The organism is Rickettsia endosymbiont of Oedothorax gibbosus (genome assembly GCF_936269705.1).
In the GTDB taxonomy this organism is placed as follows: domain Bacteria; phylum Pseudomonadota; class Alphaproteobacteria; order Rickettsiales; family Rickettsiaceae; genus Tisiphia.
Genome location: NZ_OW370493.1, coordinates 1982843 through 2002542, shown reverse-complemented (window position 1 = coordinate 2002542; position 19700 = coordinate 1982843). Strand labels below are relative to the sequence as shown.

Below are 19700 nucleotides of genomic sequence, written 5' to 3'. Positions count from 1 at the left end.
GATTATTTCTTTTACTCTCCTGATGATATTAAATAAGGAATAGTGCTAATCGGTAAATTCATTGCTTTATAAATAATCTTTGCCTCATCTGATACCGGGGATGGAATGCCAAATACTCCTTTATCTTTAATGTGTACTACACTGGTAATCTCCACCCCAATTAGTGCCTTACGTAATCGTTCCGGTGATAGTTTAATTGACTGTAAATTTACTCGATATTCTAAATGCCTGATACATACTAACGCCATAAAACATAAAGCAATATGTGCCTTGATTCTGCTAGGACTCCAATGATAAATTGGTCTAATCTTAATATCGTGTTTACTAATTCGAAATGTTTCTTCAATTTGCCACAATCCTTTATAACGAGACAATATATACGCTACATCAACATTTTCTAGGTTACTAATAACTCCATGCAAACCATCCCATTTGCTATCTTCCTCTATCTTTTGCTCGTTTACTGTAAACTTATCATTATTATTAATTATTAAATATTTTTTATAACCACTAGCAGAAATTAACGACTTAACTCCTTTACTTTTTTTCATTAATTTCTTCAATGCTTGCTCTCTATCTTGAGCATCTTTATAAGCCCTTTTGCTACTATAGCTCATAATCAGTTTGCGACCCTTTTCAGCTAGTTCAATTATTTTTCCCTATATTCTTCTGCATCAACGGTTAATGGCTGATAATCATCATTATTTAAGATTTTAGCTGTAATATCCTTAGTCATATTCTTAATTTTAGCACCTACTATATATTGATAGCCAGCCTGTTCTAATAGAGCTAAATTTTCATTATTCAACATACCGCTGTCTGCTACAAACACTACTTTATCAATAGCAAACCTGCCTTTCAAGCTATCTAAAGCTTTCAATAAAGTATGACCTTCATAGGTCGCCCCAGGAAATATCTCATAACCGATTGGAATACCATTATTAGTAACAAAAATGCTCAGCATTACCTGTACTTCATTGAATTTATGATCTTTACTAAACCCCTTACTCTTCAACTCATCTTCAGTAAATGATTCAAAATAAAGAGTTGTTGCATCATAAAATAGTACATCGATTTTTTCTTTAAACAACTTTTGAGTGCTAAGTAAAGCACACTGCTCGATTTTCTCAACCACCTTATCATCTATTTTATCCATAGTTTTGTATACCGAATCAAGCTTTAAATCTACTCCATAATTATTGACCAATAAATTGACTGTTTCACGCTTACTAGTTGGGTTAGCAATACGAGCTAAAACAACATTGCGTATTATGTTTATGCTTGACACTTCCCTGGCAGGATTAGGTAAGATTCTATTAAAACCAAGTTGGTCATAAATTTTTCCATACACCTCATGAATGCCGATGATAGTGCTTCCTTATAGTACCCTACAATTTTGAGAAGATGAAGAAGAATGGTTGATTTAGAGTGGTGTGAAGTAGTATAAGGTAGGTATTTTTATAACAAAATGCATAATATAATACTTCAAGAATTGATTTTATATATAGACGGAAATAAATCAAGATTAAAATGTTTGGTTGGTATGGTAATTAGTTTGCTGACGGGCAGCTCAATTTATCAAAAAGGTTTAGCACTTGGTATTTTAGGTGATGCTAAAGCGACGTCAAAAACTCATAGAATTTATCGTTTTTTAAAAGATTTTAATTTTGATTATATGAAGGTTGGCTATTTGCTATTAAGCTTTTTTGCTTCAAAAAATTATGTCGTAGCAATGGATAGGACAAGTTGGAAATTTGGTAAATCCGATATTAATATTTTATTTTTAGTAATGGTAATTGGTAAAATATCGGTGCCAATATTCTGGAAGACTTTGTCGCATGGTGGCGGGTGTTCTGCAGAATTTATGAAGGAATTTTTACAGAAATTTATTAATAATTTTGGCGTTGAAAGAATAAAATATTTGCTTGCTGATAGAGAATTTATGAATAAAGAATGGTTAGACTTTCTGATAAATAACCATCTAAAGTTTGTTATTCCATTAAAAATGGATCATAAAATTCGTCTTACAAAAGGTTTAAGAACTTTAACCATTGAAAGAATATTTAGTGATGTTAAAGCCTTAGAGTATAGGGCTTGTAGTGGTATATTATGGAATAGAAAGGTTAATTTTACCGCATATAGAAATGATAAGAGCGAGCTGATGGTTCTGGTATCTTCAATTGAAATAGAGCAAGATATTTTTGCTTTATATAAATTTCGTTGGAGTGTTGAACGACTATTTTTGCACCTAAAAAGCGGTGGTTTTGATATTGAAAAAAGTCACATTGTAAAATTGGATAGATTTGAAAAATTATTAGTGATAACTGCTATTGCTTCAGCTTTAATAGTCAAAAATGGAATAATACAAAATGCCTTAAATCCCATCCGAATAAAACGGTACAAAACCATTGAAAGACAATTGTTTTCATTATTTACCTATGGCTTTGATCATATCAAAAATGCTTTTTATCAATCTACGTCAGTTCGGGATAAGATATAGATGAAATAGTAATAGATAAAAGGATTGTCAAAAAGGAGTGCCTGCAGTATTTATATTTTTAAACAAAAAAACAAACTACAGGCATGAAAAAAGATATCACAGAATTATATAGTTTTATAGATGATTTTTGTAAAATTTATTTGGAGTATGAACAGAGAAAGTTATTACCATCAAATAAGCAAAGAAATCGCTGTTGTAGCATGAGTCTAAGTGAAATGTTAACAATAATAATTATGTTTCATACATCCTATGCTAAGAATTTTAAATTTTTCTATAAAAGTTATATAGAGTGCATGCATAAGGATGATTTTCCCAAAGCCTTGAGTTATAATAGATTTGTTGAATTAATGGCACGATTATTCATACCGCTAAATATGTTGATTCATTTGTTGTTTGGTGAGGAAACAGGTATTTATTTTATTGACTCTACAACGATTAAAGCTTGTCACAATAAAAGGCGTTATAGCAATAAAGTTTTTAAAGGATTGGCCAAACATAGTAAATCCTCTATGGGGTATTTTTATGGTTTTAAATTACATGTAATAATCAATAATAAAGGGGAGTTTATGGCATTAAAAGTGACCAAAGGCAATGTAGATGATAGGGTTCCAGTACCGGAGTTAACAAAAAGATTAACTGGAATTATAGCAGCTGATAAAGGTTATATTAAGCAAAATTTGTTCTTAAATTTATATGAAAGAGGCTTAAAAATGATTCATGGAATTAAGAAGAATATGGAAAATAAATTAATGGATTTGAAAGAAAAAATCTTACTTCGAAAGCGTAACTTAATTGAAACAGTTTTTGATTATCTAAAAAATAAAATGAACCTTGAACATACTAGACATAGATCACCAATAAATGCCTTTGTCCATATATTATCTACTCTTGTTGCTTACTCATTAAAGAAAAATAAACCTTCAACAAAATTTGATTTTAATCTACATGTTCACAATATCCTTATCCCGAATTGACGTTATACCAGTTCTGTGGGATAGCTCTATTGATTGGTGGGATATTAATATAGTAAGCTAAATCTGATTCATTCCAGTATTGGTTGATAAAACGAATTGCCTTTAAGATAGGTTGATAATCAATATGATCTTCAGAAATTTGTAATATTCTTATTATCGCAAGTAGACTACCTCTATTGCCATAAGCATAGGTGGTATGCATTTTTTCTCGCACCTGAGCCTGATACCACTTACTACCACGATGTTGTAGATCTTCAATTACTTCTTCCAGCTTCTCCTGAGGCACTACCGGATAAACTTTGTCCTCAATAATGCTTTTAGGATTTTTTGCATTTAGTATAGCCAACTTTTCTAGAATATCAAACTTTCCGTCAACACGCTTAACTTCCTGAAGAATATGACGGTCTACATGCTTCTCTGCTCCGGCTCGCATCTTTTTAATTAGTTTAATCATGGTATCTATTAAGGCATCCAACAATAGCTCCAGTCTTACACTACAGAATATTGCCATGGTGGCATATTTTATAGTCGGGGCAAAATCTAGAATATTGCTAGGTGCAAAAACCATCACACGTTCATAATATTTTAATAATAATTTTCTGTCTACTGACTCTATTATGCAGTCAGATAATTTGATTTGACCTAGTAAATTGATTTTATTTATGGCACATTGAATATTCTTAATTTTAGCTCCAGAGATATCTTTTTTAAGTTCTGATAATTCTATAATGTTATTATCCTCATCACTATTTTTACTAAGAATGCGATCTATTAAAAGAAGATTTCCTTGACTTAAATTATCAAATATTTTTCTAAAAAATTGTTGTTCAAATTTTTGTTTAGCTAACGAAATGTAATTTTCTAATTGTTTGGTATTAACAATTTCTATTCTATCTTTGATGAAATATGTACGTATTTGTTCAAGTAGCACTGAATCTGAGAAATGACGCGGTATCAAGTCATCTACAAGATAATTCATTATTAATGTAATATCCTTGGCATTTGCTACACGATATCCTAAATACTGTCTGATATCCTGACGATACCTTTCTCCAGTACGTGTATCCCAGTCAAATGTAATAATTTGTGTTGGATCAATATCTAAATGTTTGGCAACCTGTAACAATAATTGCATCGAAACTGTGTTAGCTTTATTAGAGGGAAATTGTATGTATTTTTTGAAATACACTAACATTATTGCAAAAGTTAACTGATTTGATTGACCTTTCTTTTTCTTGCATAAATTTAAATCCTCTAATGATAAATTATATTGCATTTTTATCTGTTCCTAGAAATCACAGTGTCGGTATTGATTTACTCGATTTTATTCATATTACAATTATTTTGCAATATATTTTTTGCTCTAACAATAAAAAAGTGTAAACATTATTTTTTTAGGAACTGTAAGTGGCGGCAAAAGAGCTTGTTCTTAACACTGGTCCTATTCAAGGCAACCGACATATAGCTTTACTAACGGATAATGCAGGTTGGCACACAGCCAAAAAACTAACTGTGCCAAGCAATATCACTTTGATACCGCTTCCGCCCTATGCACCGGAACTTAATGCAATGGAACAAGTTTGGGAATGGATCAAAAATCATTTCTTGTCTAACCAATGTTATGGTGTATATGAAGATATCGTCACTATGGCTTGTTATGCTTGGAATCAATTTGCTCATAATGTAGATTTAGTAAAATCAATTATGTATAGAGACTGGATAAACACACCGTGTTAATTATTACAATTGGTATGATACATAGGTCCATATTCTACCGATCTTGGTTTTACCAATCCCAGGAGCTAGAACCCTCACAGGTGTATCATCACCATGTATCTGTTTACCCGAAAAGATACATTGTTGAATTGCTTTGGCTATTGGCTCTAGCAATCTAGCACACTGACCCGCCCAACTCGCCATTGTTGTCCTCGAAATCTCCACTCCTTCTCTCTCGTAAATTTGCGACTGACGATATAGTGGTAGATGATTGCAATATTTCTGAATTAATATATGTGCCAGTAACCCAGACCCCGGCTTACCTTTATCAATGGCTTTTGACGGTGCGTAGGCTTGTACTATCTTCTCACAGTGGGTGCAGGCACAGCGTGGCCTTACATGCCGTATCACCTTAAATGATGATGGAACATATTCTAATGTTTCTGAGATATCATCACTTATCTTACGAAATTCCACTCCACCACATGCAGGACATTGATCAACAGGTTTTAATACCGCAGCTTCTCTTGGTAAATGCTCCGGTAATTTTTGTCGTTTTGGCTTCTGCTTACTATCATCGACAGTAGCTATACTCTTATCAGAATTAACATTATCTTGCTCAGTTTTAAATCCTAAAATAAGCTCATTTTCTTCTATTTTAAGCTCAATCTGCTCTATTTGTTTATCTAGCTTTTCTGATGATTTCCCATAACGCTTTGCTTTTAGTAATGCCAGCTGTTCTCTTAATGATTGATTCTCAGTGGTTAATGACTGGTTTTCTGTAGTTAGCGATTGATTCTCTGTAATTAGTGACTGTATATTATTATTTAATGCCGCAAGCATCTTATGCAACACTGGTATATCACTAGGTAAATTGTTTAAATCAAAAACCATAACTGTTATATATAATATATACTTTTACATCAAATTTTTATCCAGCATATTGAGGTCTATTAAACCATTTTGGATTTCGCCAGTCAATAGCTTCTATCAACATTGATAGCTGGGCTTTGGTAATTCCAACAGATTGCTTCTCGTCAACCTTAGGCCATATAAATTTACCGCTATCAAGACATTTGTAATATAAACAAAAACCTTGTCCGTCCCACCACAATATTTTTATCCGGTCAGCCTTTTTACCCCTAAATACAAATAAGGCACTCTTGTGAAATTGATCTGACAATATTGATTGTGCCAGTATTGATAAACCGTTAATCCCCTTACGCATGTCAGTACAACCGGTACAAAGATATATCTTGCTATCATACCCTATATCTAGCATGATCTATCCAATATTTTAACTATCTCTAATAATTTACTACTACTAACATTACCTTCAATTGATAAAGAAAAATCATTAAATGTCAATTCAGCTTTTTTTAATATTATACATCTTGTCTCCTGTAATGTTGTTTTCTGTATTGATAATTCTACAAATTTGTTGCCTGAATTATTTACTGCTGCCTCTTCACCTCTTATTCTCCTTTCCCTACTACGCCATCCGTATAATGTCTCCTTTGAAATTCCATAAGACTGAGCAACTTGTGATATAACACACCCGGACACATATGACTCTGAAATTATTTGCCTCTTTTGTTCAGATGTAATATCCCTCCTACTCTTATTCATACTATTATTCCTTTGTTATTTCTACCACAGAACAATACTTCAATCTTCCTTCTTTTATAAGACCACCTTTACCATACGCTTACCCTTTCCCCGTCATAGAATAATTGCTTAACTTTAGCCAAGCTCTCAGGATTACCGGAAAATAGATTTTCCAGTTCAGCATAAATGTGCGAGAATATTCGATGGTAAGCAAAAGATACCCCCAAAATCTCCATAATGGTTGGTAGCATTTTTTGATAATAGTTCCGTAAAAAATTCTCTATGGCTGGTCTATATTCCCCATAATCAGCAATTAGCTTGTTTTTATATTTAAAGGAATTACCAAGATTGTCATCGTTACTATCGCTGTCAGCATTAGTCTGACCTAAGTTACGTCAATTCGGGATAAGGATATTGTGAACATGTAGATTAAAATCAAATTTTGTTGAAGGTTTATTTTTCTTTAATGAGTAAGCAACAAGAGTAGATAATATATGGACAAAGGCATTTATTGGTGATCTATGTCTAGTATGTTCAAGGTTCATTTTATTTTTTAGATAATCAAAAACTGTTTCAATTAAGTTACGCTTTCGAAGTAAGATTTTTTCTTTCAAATCCATTAATTTATTTTCCATATTCTTCTTAATTCCATGAATCATTTTTAAGCCTCTTTCATATAAATTTAAGAACAAATTTTGCTTAATATAACCTTTATCAGCTGCTATAATTCCAGTTAATCTTTTTGTTAACTCCGGTACTGGAACCCTATCATCTACATTGCCTTTGGTCACTTTTAATGCCATAAACTCCCCTTTATTATTGATTATTACATGTAATTTAAAACCATAAAAATACCCCATAGAGGATTTACTATGTTTGGCTAATCCTTTAAAAACTTTATTGCTATAACGCCTTTTATTGTGACAAGCTTTAATCGTTGTAGAGTCAATAAAATAAATACCTGTTTCCTCACCAAACAACAAATGAATCAACATATTTAGCGGTATGAATAATCGTGCCATTAATTCAACAAATCTATTATAACTCAAGGCTTTGGGAAAATCATCCTTATGCATGCACTCTATATAACTTTTATAGAAAAATTTAAAATTCTTAGCATAGGATGTATGAAACATAATTATTATTGTTAACATTTCACTTAGACTCATGCTACAACAGCGATTTCTTTGCTTATTTGATGGTAATAACTTTCTCTGTTCATACTCCAAATAAATTTTACAAAAATCATCTATAAAACTATATAATTCTGTGATATCTTTTTTCATGCCTGTAGTTTGTTTTTTTGTTTAAAAATATAAATACTGCAGGCACTCCTTTTTGACAATCCTTTTATCTATTACTATTTCATCTATATCTTATCCCGAACTGACGTACGTTAAGTTTTAGGATATTTTCTGCTTGAGCTTGTACAATATGCTCTAACTTGGTAATGCCTCCTCTAAACTCATAGGCAGTATCATCCTTTAATACTTGCATGATTGAACGATAGATAGCATTTTCCCCCGGTTGCTTGATATTCACATGACAATCAGCATATACCGCTTGCTCTAAGGTGAAATTCTTGGCAGAGAAATAACGAGTGTGTAGCACTTCAAGATATTCCCTGCTGCCTATGCCAGTATCATCGTTTCTCCGAACGTGTAAATACAACATATCAGCATTTTCCGCATAAATAGGCGTAATAGCTAATACTTCACCGTTACCGCCTAACCAATGTTGTGACCAGCCCATAATCTTTAAATCTTGCGAATAGATAAAACTCGCAAAAGATCCGTTTTTTAGTACTGCCACTATCATCGAAAATGGACTATTACTACCAACAATTTGCCTAATACCGCCAGCAAATATATGTTCAGCATAGGCAGTGATATCAGATATCTGAAAACCACCTTTTTCCCGTGAATAATATAAACTGTTAATTTTACAGCCGTTACCGGAAACAAAAAAGATAGTTTTACCAAGTATTACTGGTTGCATTAAGGATATTGGTAGATCAATCTCTTTGTGGATTTTAATAAACTCGCCCTTAGCTCGATCGCCTTCTTTAACCAAATAAATACCGTCACTAGTGCCTAGTAATAATTCATCGCCAAACGGAATCGACCATAGGACATTATCAAAAGTAGCCGAAGAAAAAGTAGCTGCAAAAGCAGTTAATGGATTTCGGGCTTCCAATAAAGTCTTATAAGCCATTCTAAAATCACTGAAATCACCCTTATAACTTGCCCAAATTGAGTGGATGTTTTTATTAACCCCAAAGCACCACAGTCGGTTCTCGAAAGTTACTACCGAAGCACAATATAATTTCTCCGACCTAGCTTGATAGATATTACTTTGACCAGCTTCTTGCCCTGCTGCTTGTCTAATTGCCCGCTGGTGAATGGCTTTTAGCTCATCATTAATTTTATCTACTTCTGCTCCATAAATTACTTCGTTGAAAGGTTTTTGTATCTTGTTAGCTTGCCTATCTAAGCTAGTTTGTCCTGTGGTAAAATAATTTACCTGACATTTTAGCGGCTCAATAATAAACATCTTATCTTTACCAGGAAAATTGCCGGCTAGCTCCATGCTAATATTCGAGGCTATTTCAGCTCTTTCATTATATTTCTCCTGTCTTTGCCTCCCCTGATCTTTAATATGCTCATAAAACTGCTCGACAATCTCCGGGTCAATAGAAAATTTAAAAATCGGTCGCTTATCACCAAAGGAAATATAAGCAATCCCTTGAAACACTACATAAGAAAAATCCTTGAGACGAAAATGAAAATCCTGCCCATCATCTTTAATAACTTTACTGGTTAGCAACAACTCACCGCCAACAAAGAATAAGCAGTTGGTGTGTAACTTGTGCGATTCAAAGACTAACAAATATGATAATTTCCTTGAAAACATCACTGCTGCCATTTTCCTTGGTACATTGTCACTGAACAAATGAACAAACTGTGTACCATGCCTCCGCATAATACCACCTGACGGTAGTAGCATAAAGTTGATCAGCTTCTTAACGCCGTTCTGATACAAAGCTAGCTCTGTTCTTCCTTCAATGGTTGGAGTTAGCTCACCACCTGAAAAGTTGTTTTTTTGCGAATAGACAAATTGTTCTTGCTGCATATATATAATTTATTGGCAAAATTATCATATCTCCCCGGAGTTAATCAGATTATAATCGACAGAGTAAATCCTTGTTGTCTCATCTAATTTAATTAAATATTGCTTCTTCAGTCCATCGGTAAACAAACTATCAGAATACATAGCAAATGATACTTGCCAAGCCAATGATAAAGCAGCTAGTAACTTAAACCCAGATGGAACTTGTTGCCAAGTAGTAGTATCGTTATTTAACAAATTATCGATAATTCTTTTAGAGTAATAAAACAGCGAGGTAAGTTTACCTCCCTTGAAGTAAATCTTACCTGCTTCAGTGTAAAATTGCAGATTAGATGGCACTATTACTGCACATTTAATGCAATCATTAATATTTGCTACTTCAGTAAAGTTGTTGCCAGTAATTTCATGAGCTTCAATATTATCAACTCTCTTCAGGGCAAATGACCATTTAACCGTTAGTACAGTATCTTCAATAGCAGTATTGACAAATTCCTCACATAATTCTTCGGCTTTCGATATTCTACCGCTACTACTACTAATACCGCCATTTGCTCCAAGTATTACCACTGCTTTCTTGATAATTCCTGTTTCACGGTAATTAATCATTTATCGTTTTATCATCACCATCGTCTTCACTCTCGACTATACCACCATCTATATCATCATTATCACCACCAACATCGCCACCTGCTGTTCTCATTACTACTACCCGTGGCTTTTTAACAGTAGATAAGTTGTTGTTAGCCATTATTGTTAAATGCTCATCATTAATATCCTCACTATTATCAACATTACGACATTGACTACCAAACATCTGCCCGGCATAGTCATACTATGTAAACCTTTTCGGTAAGGAGTATTAGCTACTGCTTGCCACAGTGAACCATTATGGCTAGTTGGGTCATAATTCTCTAAACATTTAATCACTACCACTGCTTGCTCATTATCTCGACTCGCACCAAAGGCTTCACTGTAATATAGCACCTTGGCATAATGATATTGTACTAGCTCTTCTATGCCTTTCTTGCTAGAACCATTGACTGTGTTGAATCTCATTGCTCCTTCATTAAAAGCATAACAATCCCTAACAGCATATTTAGGATGACCGGCATCACCGGTATTATCAAATATCCCGCCCAGCATTTCACTAGTAATAAAGGTAAATCCTAAAAAGCTGTTAATTTCACCGCTAACTAAGGCTCTAACGTTATTATAATCATAATTGGTTATTTGCGGATCACCTAGCAAGTCAGAGATTTGATTGCTTGAACATAGTAAGTATAATTTATCATACATACCAAAAGAACGTTTTTTTAAGATATGATGGGCTTTTATTAATTTTTCAACAGTTAATCCCGCTCTTTTCTGTAGGATGATGTCTTTGTTCTCGACAGCTGATATTTGAGCATTTAAGGTTAAATCAGCATCAGTAACATTGAGTCCCACTGGTACTACATTACTTGCTACATCAAAGTTAATGACGTTACTGCCAGTACGACCTGCTCGGACTGACCCGGCAAAAGCTTTGATAATTACTCGGTCTTGTTGTCTGCCCATTGCCCAACCAGCCATCTTAGGAAAATGCGAGGTTGGATCAGTTAACAGGTTTAGCTTATCGTTCCTATCCATTGTGGCATTCCAGTGATAGCTCGATGCCGTCAAAAACCGTCTTGAAATAGTCGGTATTTTAAACTCTATTTGTTCTAATCGCTGAGCATTGCCGGCTTCCGCATAATGACCATGCAGATGATCATCAGGATCAATTGGCTGCCGGTTTCTACTCTCAACCTCATGGTTAGTCATTGACTCAAAGCTAATTACCTCAGTATCTTGCGTACCGTTAGTAACACATTTCCGTAACTTCGACCCTTCCTGCTGGATCACTAAGCTAATATTTTTAGCAAATTGTTCCTTAAGGCTGTCAGTTATTTGTTGCATTTTCTTTCTCCTATCAATAAACTTTTTTAAAATCTAATTTGAGAAATAATTTGTTATTTTAAAAAATCTAATATTTAAAGCACTATATTGCAGTGGCTCTTTTAGGATAGGTTATTGCGAGCAGCAGCCTTTAAAACGAGTTATCACCTATTTTAGTTGTTATTTCTTCACTTTATTTTTGTTATTCATTGTTGTTTTTTGTCATAAGCTATCTTGTACAATTCCTCCATACGTTTAACAGCTTGATGATGCCCCGTATGCTCTTTGCTATTTAATTTTACCATGAATTCCCCATCAGATTCAAGTCTATTAATCTCTTGCAATGCCTTATCTTGACTGCTAATTGTCGGTGGTTCATTACCAGTAACTAATGAATCAGATTTTAAGGTTTCACCAACCCGAACTAATAAATCTACTAAAGCTGGCGAGTAACTTGATTCTTCAATTAAGCCAGCTAGTTCCTTAGTACCGAATTTAGACAAAGCTGCTTGCATTACTGTCATCTTGCTGTCGAACTCCTTACCATAATTATTTTTTAGCCAATCAATATTTGAGTGACTAGCTTGTTCAATAGCTTTTTGCTGCTGCTTCTGCAAATCCTGCGAGAAAGCATACAAATTTTCCAGTAACTTCTCACCCTGCTTTTTAGATAAACCGCTTTGGTAAAACATCTCCTCATAGCGAGCTAGATATTCTTCATCTTCCTTACTTCTTTTATCAGTATATTTCTTATCCTCAGGCAATCCTAAGCGACAATAAAATTTACGCCATTCCTCTTCTGAAGCTTCAGACTTTGGCACAACAACCCGCTGATTCAAGCTTTTTTCTGCTTCTAAATAGCTCTGTGCCAAAGAAGAGACATCTTTAAACTTGCTCAGTGATTCAGCTTTGCGGATCTCCTCCGGCAAACTAGCTAGCCATGAATCATTGCTATTGCTGCTGCCAGTTTCATGGTTAATAATATTTGCTTCTTCGCTCATATTTTACTCATTGATAATTTTATACGTAAATTTTTTAGAAATTTGACAAAAAACTTTATATAATAGTCATTAACAATATAATTAGTATTATGGTTATGACTACTAGAGTCCTTAGCTATGTAGCGGATGACCAACGTAATCCTCTATTTTGGCAATACAATAAGCCCATATTCTTTGCCATTTAATTTTCATTAACTATCAGTAGTTGTCTCTTTAGCCAAATCATCACGTAGCTTTTTTATTTCTTCTATAGATAGTTTTGTTAATTTACTTATAGTCTCTATAGGATACCCTTCTTTCAACATCTCTATTGCTATTGCTATAGCTTTCTTTTTTTCACCTTCAGCCTTACCTTCAGCCTTACCTTCTTCTCTACCTTGATTATATTTACTTTCCAAATTTAGTTCTTCGGTCTGAGCTACCAACATAGCTTTTAGGTAAGCCTCATATTCTTTCTCACTCCAGTTAAATTGTTCGATAGTCCGATAGGCTGAGAGTATTGTTTTATCCTTGGTATGTTCTGGTGGCTCTTTGGCTTTATCAAATTTAGCCATCATATATAACCAATCATCTTCCATTGTCTCAAGCTCATTTGCTTCCTTAGTAAATTTATCCAGTTCAACAAATACGTAAGATAAACATTTGAGGTGGTTCTTGCCATTATCTACATTGATAATTTGATGAAAACTAATACATTCCTCTTCTTCAGGTAATGCACAGAATCCTGAAGTAATTATTACCATAACTACAGGAGCTAAATCAGCATATCTCTTACCTCTTTTCAGTTGTGAAGAAAATGCTACGCAACCGTAAAATTGCACCCTAGCTAAAAAAGCATCAGCATAGCCGTTTTGCATTTCAACAATGTATGTATTACCTGAGTTATCTTTTACTTTAACATCAACTATACTCCTCTTATTTTGTCCGAGATCAGGAACTTGTTCATTGGTAATATATTCGAGTTCCGTAATCTTTAAACTATCCGGCAATCTCATAATGCTGTTTAAGAAACTCATCAACCTTATACTGTCCTCGGCAAACAATTTTTTAAAGGCAACATCGTTCGTTGGATCTAAATATCTTGTCATAAACTTTATTATCTCATCCTTTTAAAAAATATTCTTATTATATTAATCTATTCTACCACCTTCAATATTATCAACTCCCTCATCCTCTGAAGCTTGTGAACATATATACAACAACAAAGCTCGTTGCCCTTCTAGGAAGGCGGTGTAGTCACTTTCTTGCAGAATGAAGTTGCTACGATATACACCACTGACTTGGGCTAAATCTTCTAAGACTATTCTACCATCTTCTCCATTAAAAAGCTTGCAATAAATTGATTTTAATTGCTCTTTTGTGAGTATTGAGCGTTGGGATGAAGATTGAGAAATTGCTGAACAATTAATTGATAGTTTCATTTTGTTGCCCTTGTATTTGTTGATGCATCTGTTGTCGTAAATGCATCATTTTGCGTTGTTGTCTAAGCTGCAATACTTCCTGTTCACTCTTGAGAATTGAGCTTGGTGTTCCTCTAAGCTCACAAAATAGTTTAAAACACTCATCCCAATTTATATTGTCATAAATTTCAGGGTAGAAGTTACTGATGCCGCTCCTTTGGAAAAAGCTCACTACTTGCTCAACCCCAGATATCGTTGATGATTTTTGAGCCTTGGATAATGGTGAGACATATTCAATCTCAATATCAGGTGGGCTAGTTGCTCCTTCAAGGATCGGTACTCTGTTATATTTTATCAGCGTCTGATATATTGCAGTGATTAACGGGTTTAGAAATTCCGTCTCGATTCTACCCACCATTGGTGACATTAACCGATATTGTTCCTCCGTTCTAATTTGTACCTCAGTGGCAGTCATCTCTTTGTTTTCTTTCTGCATTCTGAATATGTCAATATAGAATGCCTTAAATATCGCATCGCGGCATTGATTTTGTTCAATTTCAGTTGGAATGATACTCTCCATGCCAGTTAATGGTACTATCTTATCTGCCATACCGTTACGGTAGAAGTTAACGCTACCTGGAGTAGTATAGAGCGGTAAGTAGTAGCCATCCTTGGGAACTAATAATGGTGGGTCTAATTGTTTTTGGGCTACTTTCAGGATAATTTGTCTTAAACTATTTAGTAGTTTTATATCGGGTAGTACATGGTGAGCTGGAGCATAGCCGTATACTTGACCTTCTTCTTTAATCCACCGCGTAACAAAAAACGGAAAATACGAATATCCTGATTGACTGATAATTTTTTGTTCAGATAAGTAGATATATTCTGAGCTATAGGCAAGTGTTGTCATTAACCCTTTTCCACCTTTACCTCTCTGATTCTCACTTTGTGGGCTAACTATGTGCAATATCTCTACTGTTTCATCAGGATTCTTAGCTAGTCTTTCCTTGAAATCGGCAAAGTCTGACCATTTAGCTGATGCAGCTTTAATTGGCATGCTAAATAGTCGGTACATGGTATTAACAAAACCAAATTTATCTTCTTCAAAGTAACATTCCTGTAAATTAATATTACGAAAAAATAGAGTTTGGGGCAATAATAGGTCTTCTTCAACATAGAATATCGCTGTACCAAAGGCAGCTAGATTTAGAAAAAACTGATGAATCTGATTGTAGAAATTAGAAGCTGGATTGTTGAATATATCCATTATGGCTTTTTCTATCATTTGGGCTAGCATGTTCAGCTCAGCTGATGTTAATTTACTTTGGTATTGATTTTCATCCTCAACTACTATACTCAGGTTAAACCAGTTCATTGATGGATTAACTAGCAAGCTTTGTAAACCTGAGGCTAATTGTTCCCTTGACCAAATGGAAGTAGAATCAAATATTACCTTATTACTCTCAGTTTGTGGACAGACATATCTCTTTAGCTCATCCCATATCTGATTCCATTTCTCCCGCTTGCTTTTCAGATTATCAAAATATTCAATCTTTTTATTTAAATCATTATCATGCATAGTTCATAACTCTTGAGTTTAAACTTGTATTAGCTGTTAAATATGGTGTTGCCAATTTTCTTGATACTTTCTTAAGTTTCTTGAGGAAGTCACTATTATATAGCACCTCATGGTTATATTTTTTGCCACTAGCTGCAGTCATACTAGGCAAGCCTAGAGTTAATCCTTCAATATCTCTAAGGGATGTGATTTTGCCAAGAGATTCATGTAACGGCGGTAAATCTTTTAATCGTGGTACTGATCGCATATTAAAATGTTCCAGCGATTGTTTTAGACCACCAAGCTCATCTATGGCTATTTTTCCTAATCCTGCTGGACCGTATCTTGCTATTCGCGACAAATCAGCACCTATACTTGGATCATTGTTGTTAAGATTAATTCTTTCAAAACCAGCAAGTTTACGACCAATATCGGCTCTATTCATATAATGACCTATACCAACAAGCGGAGATAACATTTTGATTCCTGAACCTATCCCAGCAAGTACTGAACCCTTAGCACCAATTGCTCCTAATCCTGACCCAAGTCCAAAGGTTAAAGCCGTTAGCCCCAATCCTTGTACTAATCCAGTAGTTCTTGCAGATTTTTGATACTTCCCAGCCCGCCATTCTAAATCTCTGCCATAGCTATCCAACTGACTCTGAGCTGCTGCCCCATAACTCTTTAACTGGTTTTGCAACCCTTCAGCATGCGATTGCTGTCTTGCATAGTCAGCAGCAATTTGTTCTTGTCTATTTTGTTCTTCCTTGTATTGTTCAATAATTCTGGTTAATTGTTGTCTAGTATTATCAAAGTTACTACTATCCTGCAACAATCGATTTTGCTGTGATTGGTGGTTAGCAAGCTGATGTTCAAGATTAGCTTTTTCCCTTGTTAGTTGTTGATGCTCTTTGGTGATACTATCCATCGAATGGCGTATTTTGCTTTCCACTTCGCCACGTTGCTTTTTTAGACTCTCTACGTCTTGCTGATATTTAGAAATGTGGCTACCGGCTTCCTCTTCAGTTAAACCTTTCAAACTTTCTTTTCGCTGGGCTATCTGATCATACAGGTTTTGGAAGTTGCTTGGTAATTGCTCTACCTCACTTATTTTTGCATCAAGAGCAGGAGTTTTTTGTTTAAATCCTTCAAAAGCTTGTTTCAGTTGATTGGCTGATGCGGACAAACTAGATCTTTGTGACTCTAAGTTTTTTAAACCACTCTCATATTGTCTAGTATAATAATCCAGTTGGTTCTGCATTTCATAGCTTCTCATGCTAGCTTGGTATTGTTGCTCTTCTAAAGAACGCAAACCCTGCTGAGCATGTTGCAATTGCTGTGATAAATTATTGATAGTAGTTTGTGCTTCACTAGCGTAATTATTGTAACGATCTCGTGATTCATTGTACAGACGATTCTGTCGTCTTTTATCTTTACCGGTAAGATAATTCCAAATTCCACCCATAATCCTATCGTAAATTATTTATAGATATTACTATAGTACCTACTAATAGTAAAAATATAACTGAACAAAATGTTAATCTCATTTCTTAACTCCTATCTCCAAGGCATTATAATCATTCACTACCCTACGGTGTTGCAATATATTATATTGTGACTGCTGTTGTTCATTACCAGTTTTAACGTCCATCGCGAGATAACAAAAACTTTCTACTATGTCAGTAGCTCTAGAGGAATTAGAATGCACCCCTCTTTTGCTGGCATCAAACTCATAAAGTCCGTTAATACCACGTTGACATTTTTGGACGTCGATACGGCATTTACCTAGTAGCATTCTTGCCTTACTTATCATCTCCTCTCGTAAATATTTCCTACCAATGGTAAAAGGTGAAAATCCTACTTGCTGGGCAATCTCGTTGGCTTGTTGTAACCTAGTATCCAAAGTTGGCATTTGTCTTCGACTCATATCATGCGGTAAGACATTGCGTCCATATTGATAAGGTCTAGTTCTTAAATGATTCAAGTAAAACTCTAAATCCTTGCCCCTGTTCATGTAAAAATCGATAATATCAATAGAGTCCTTTTTTTCTTGGACAAACCAAATCACTGTATAGTCAACAATGCCAATATCCCAGTAAGTATGAACCTGATAGGCTGAGTCATGTGGTACATAACCAATACGTCCTTCTTCTTCAGCTAGCCGTAATTGTTCAACAAAAGTACCGCCTTGATCAGCCCTCTTATAACGATATGCTTCAAAGTCACAATAGAATTCTCGGCGAATCTCTTCATTAGTCATATCGACTGAATCAAGTTTACTTTTATCAACTAATGGTTTACCCTCATTATCAGTAGTATCTTCAATAGTTCTGACTTGACAAAACACCCCAGGACTATCTTGGTATTTAAGATACAACTCCTCACCATGCGTTAGTTTCGGGTTATCACTTGGCGTATACAAATAAAGCAACCAAGCATCATTACGAACTACCATTGGCTCTATAACACAACTCATAGCCCTTGGATCATGGTAGGAATATTCCGAAATTACTGCTCCCTTAATACCACTACCCCTGATACTGGCATAACGATCACTACCAACAAACTGAATCACCGAACCATTTTTAAACAATATCTGTTGCTTATATTGCTGACTGCGGGCAATAATACCATCAGGGATAAATGACATATAGGGACGACCCGACAAGGTCATACCGTCCCAAACAGACATTTTAGATTGATTATAGGTAGGATAGACATACCAGTAAATGCCAACTTCCCGAATAGCACTAGCAGTGATCCAGTTAATACCCATAATATCCTTACCAGCTCTTCTATGCCAAATGGCTATGGCTTTCTTACCGCCAGAATACAAATACCTCCACAAAGGTAGTTGGAATGGATAGGGTGACCAGTCTACTGGGAATTTAAAGCTTTTAGACCTAGGAATAGCTTTGATAGCTTCAGCAGTAATAGTTTTGCTAATACTTTTTTCCACCTTAACATCATTTTTCTTCATTGCTGCTATCCTCTGCTCCGTAAGATTCTACCTCAAAATTAGTTACCATCCTCGTTATATCTATATCCCTTGCTCTTTGCTCAGTACTATTAGCACTTTTCCTATTACTACTACCATCACCTTTCCTAGTTTGATTTTGATATTTCTTAGAATTAGCTTTAAGATATTCCAGCAGGGATTTGGAACAATATTTTTTCTTAATAGCAATCGGTTGATTATCTTTGTTATAGGTTATTTCCTCATAGCCATTAATAGCTCGATCATACAAAACCCCTTCTGCTCTATCTACTGCACATTGCAAAGCTAAATTAACACATTTGTTTAGATATTTATCACTGTGAATGATCCGGTGTAACATAAGCGGCGAAATACACCCAGCCTTGCTAACAGCAGTAACAATATTGCCACACTCACCAAGATACAACAAAAAACTAGAGATACTATCTATTGAACCAAATTTGCTAATAGTGCTAGATGAGATCTTTTCTAAATATTTTTCAAATAAACTGTAACTCTTGATCATTAATAATCCATAGAATACCTGCAATATCTTATATTATAGCTCTATTCAATGTTACTTGCAAATGAATTACTTTTTACATTTTTATATTCTTGCTGTTAACTTTAAACAACTACCAAATTAGTCCTATAGCGTGGAATAAATAAGATAATTTCAAGAGTGAATTAACTCTTAAGTATTGAGAATAAAAAATGAAAATTATTAATAATAAGCGATTAATTACCTTAAAAAAAAGTTTACAAAAAGCCCCCCTATACTTGATTTTATGCCGCATAGCCCCCTATTGACTTTACGAAGTTTACTTTTGCAAAAAAAATGAAAAATCCGATAAAAATAGTATAAAAATCTTGCTAAAATAGCTATCAATAACTAATTTAGGGCAAGAGTCTCTGCCAAA

At 34.5% G+C, this 19700-nt stretch carries 19 protein-coding genes and 1 pseudogene; 3 read left to right on the top strand and 17 right to left on the bottom strand.

Features of this window, described 5'->3' with window-relative positions; translation table 11 throughout:
- Nucleotides 1–11 precede the first annotated feature (11 nt).
- Nucleotides 12–1378 (bottom strand): annotated as a pseudogene (locus NBW66_RS15330) (IS1634 family transposase); the annotation flags it as partial.
- A gap of 90 nt (nt 1379–1468) precedes the next feature.
- Here NBW66_RS15330 and NBW66_RS11015 point away from each other — a divergent pair.
- A complete protein-coding gene (locus NBW66_RS11015) occupies nt 1469–2500 on the top strand; it encodes a transposase (protein WP_250311010.1) in 1032 nt (343 codons plus the stop codon).
- 83 nt (nt 2501–2583) lie between these two features.
- Nucleotides 2584–3474: an IS982 family transposase gene (locus NBW66_RS11010; protein ID WP_250310582.1), complete on the top strand. Its 891-nt coding sequence runs from the start codon at nt 2584–2586 to the stop codon at nt 3472–3474.
- Here the strand turns inward: NBW66_RS11010 and NBW66_RS11005 are convergent.
- Nucleotides 3461–4750, bottom strand: a complete 1290-nt coding sequence (locus NBW66_RS11005) for a DUF4158 domain-containing protein (protein WP_250311009.1) — start codon at nt 4748–4750, stop codon at nt 3461–3463. The genes NBW66_RS11010 and NBW66_RS11005 overlap by 14 nt on opposite strands.
- A gap of 131 nt (nt 4751–4881) precedes the next feature.
- Here NBW66_RS11005 and NBW66_RS11000 point away from each other — a divergent pair, with 131 nt between their 5' ends.
- Nucleotides 4882–5211, top strand: coding sequence for a transposase (locus tag NBW66_RS11000; RefSeq protein WP_250311008.1), 330 nt, complete (start codon nt 4882–4884; stop codon nt 5209–5211).
- A gap of 3 nt (nt 5212–5214) precedes the next feature.
- Here NBW66_RS11000 and tnpC read toward each other — a convergent pair whose 3' ends face one another.
- The 15 genes from tnpC to NBW66_RS10925 form a co-directional block, all read right to left on the bottom strand.
- Nucleotides 5215–6045, bottom strand: coding sequence for an IS66 family transposase (gene tnpC, locus NBW66_RS10995; RefSeq protein WP_250311007.1), 831 nt, complete (start codon nt 6043–6045; stop codon nt 5215–5217).
- 76 nt (nt 6046–6121) lie between these two features.
- A complete protein-coding gene (gene tnpB, locus NBW66_RS10990) occupies nt 6122–6472 on the bottom strand; it encodes an IS66 family insertion sequence element accessory protein TnpB (RefSeq protein WP_250311006.1) in 351 nt (116 codons plus the stop codon).
- A complete protein-coding gene (locus tag NBW66_RS10985; RefSeq protein ID WP_250311005.1) occupies nt 6466–6819 on the bottom strand; it encodes a transposase in 354 nt (117 codons plus the stop codon). The genes tnpB and NBW66_RS10985 overlap by 7 nt, the downstream gene beginning before the upstream one ends.
- A gap of 374 nt (nt 6820–7193) precedes the next feature.
- A complete protein-coding gene (locus NBW66_RS10980) occupies nt 7194–8084 on the bottom strand; it encodes an IS982 family transposase (RefSeq protein WP_250310582.1) in 891 nt (296 codons plus the stop codon).
- A gap of 79 nt (nt 8085–8163) precedes the next feature.
- Nucleotides 8164–9930 (bottom strand): phage tail protein, encoded by a 1767-nt coding sequence (locus NBW66_RS10975; RefSeq protein WP_250311004.1) that lies wholly within the window; start codon nt 9928–9930, stop codon nt 8164–8166.
- A gap of 24 nt (nt 9931–9954) precedes the next feature.
- A complete protein-coding gene (locus NBW66_RS10970; protein WP_250311003.1) occupies nt 9955–10533 on the bottom strand; it encodes a hypothetical protein in 579 nt (192 codons plus the stop codon).
- Nucleotides 10526–10675: a hypothetical protein gene (locus tag NBW66_RS10965; RefSeq protein ID WP_250311002.1), complete on the bottom strand. Its 150-nt coding sequence runs from the start codon at nt 10673–10675 to the stop codon at nt 10526–10528. The genes NBW66_RS10970 and NBW66_RS10965 overlap by 8 nt, the downstream gene beginning before the upstream one ends.
- A 5-nt stretch (nt 10676–10680) precedes the next feature.
- Nucleotides 10681–11865 carry a phage capsid protein gene (locus NBW66_RS10960; RefSeq protein ID WP_250311001.1) on the bottom strand — a complete coding sequence of 395 codons (1185 nt, stop codon included), beginning with the start codon at nt 11863–11865 and terminating at the stop codon, nt 10681–10683.
- A 185-nt stretch (nt 11866–12050) separates the two neighbouring features.
- The gene (locus NBW66_RS10955) at nt 12051–12845 is read right to left on the bottom strand and encodes a hypothetical protein (RefSeq protein WP_250311000.1); all 795 of its coding nucleotides are present in this window, start codon (nt 12843–12845) and stop codon (nt 12051–12053) included.
- A 191-nt stretch (nt 12846–13036) separates the two neighbouring features.
- Nucleotides 13037–13933, bottom strand: a complete 897-nt coding sequence (locus tag NBW66_RS10950; RefSeq protein WP_250310999.1) for an Rpn family recombination-promoting nuclease/putative transposase — start codon at nt 13931–13933, stop codon at nt 13037–13039.
- Nucleotides 13934–13975: 42 nt separating this feature from the next.
- Entirely contained in the window at nt 13976–14266 is a 291-nt protein-coding gene (locus NBW66_RS10945; RefSeq protein ID WP_250310998.1) for a Bbp19 family protein, read from the bottom strand.
- Nucleotides 14250–15824, bottom strand: a complete 1575-nt coding sequence (locus NBW66_RS10940) for a portal protein (protein WP_250310997.1) — start codon at nt 15822–15824, stop codon at nt 14250–14252. Before NBW66_RS10940 ends, NBW66_RS10945 begins: the two co-directional genes overlap by 17 nt.
- Nucleotides 15817–17268: a coiled-coil domain-containing protein gene (locus NBW66_RS10935; protein ID WP_250310996.1), complete on the bottom strand. Its 1452-nt coding sequence runs from the start codon at nt 17266–17268 to the stop codon at nt 15817–15819. The genes NBW66_RS10940 and NBW66_RS10935 overlap by 8 nt, the downstream gene beginning before the upstream one ends.
- Nucleotides 17269–17346: 78 nt before the next feature.
- Complete coding sequence (locus NBW66_RS10930; protein ID WP_250310995.1) at nt 17347–18783, bottom strand: hypothetical protein; 1437 nt, start codon at nt 18781–18783, stop codon at nt 17347–17349.
- Complete coding sequence (locus NBW66_RS10925) at nt 18770–19306, bottom strand: hypothetical protein (RefSeq protein ID WP_250310994.1); 537 nt, start codon at nt 19304–19306, stop codon at nt 18770–18772. Before NBW66_RS10925 ends, NBW66_RS10930 begins: the two co-directional genes overlap by 14 nt.
- Nucleotides 19307–19700: the final 394 nt, after the last annotated feature.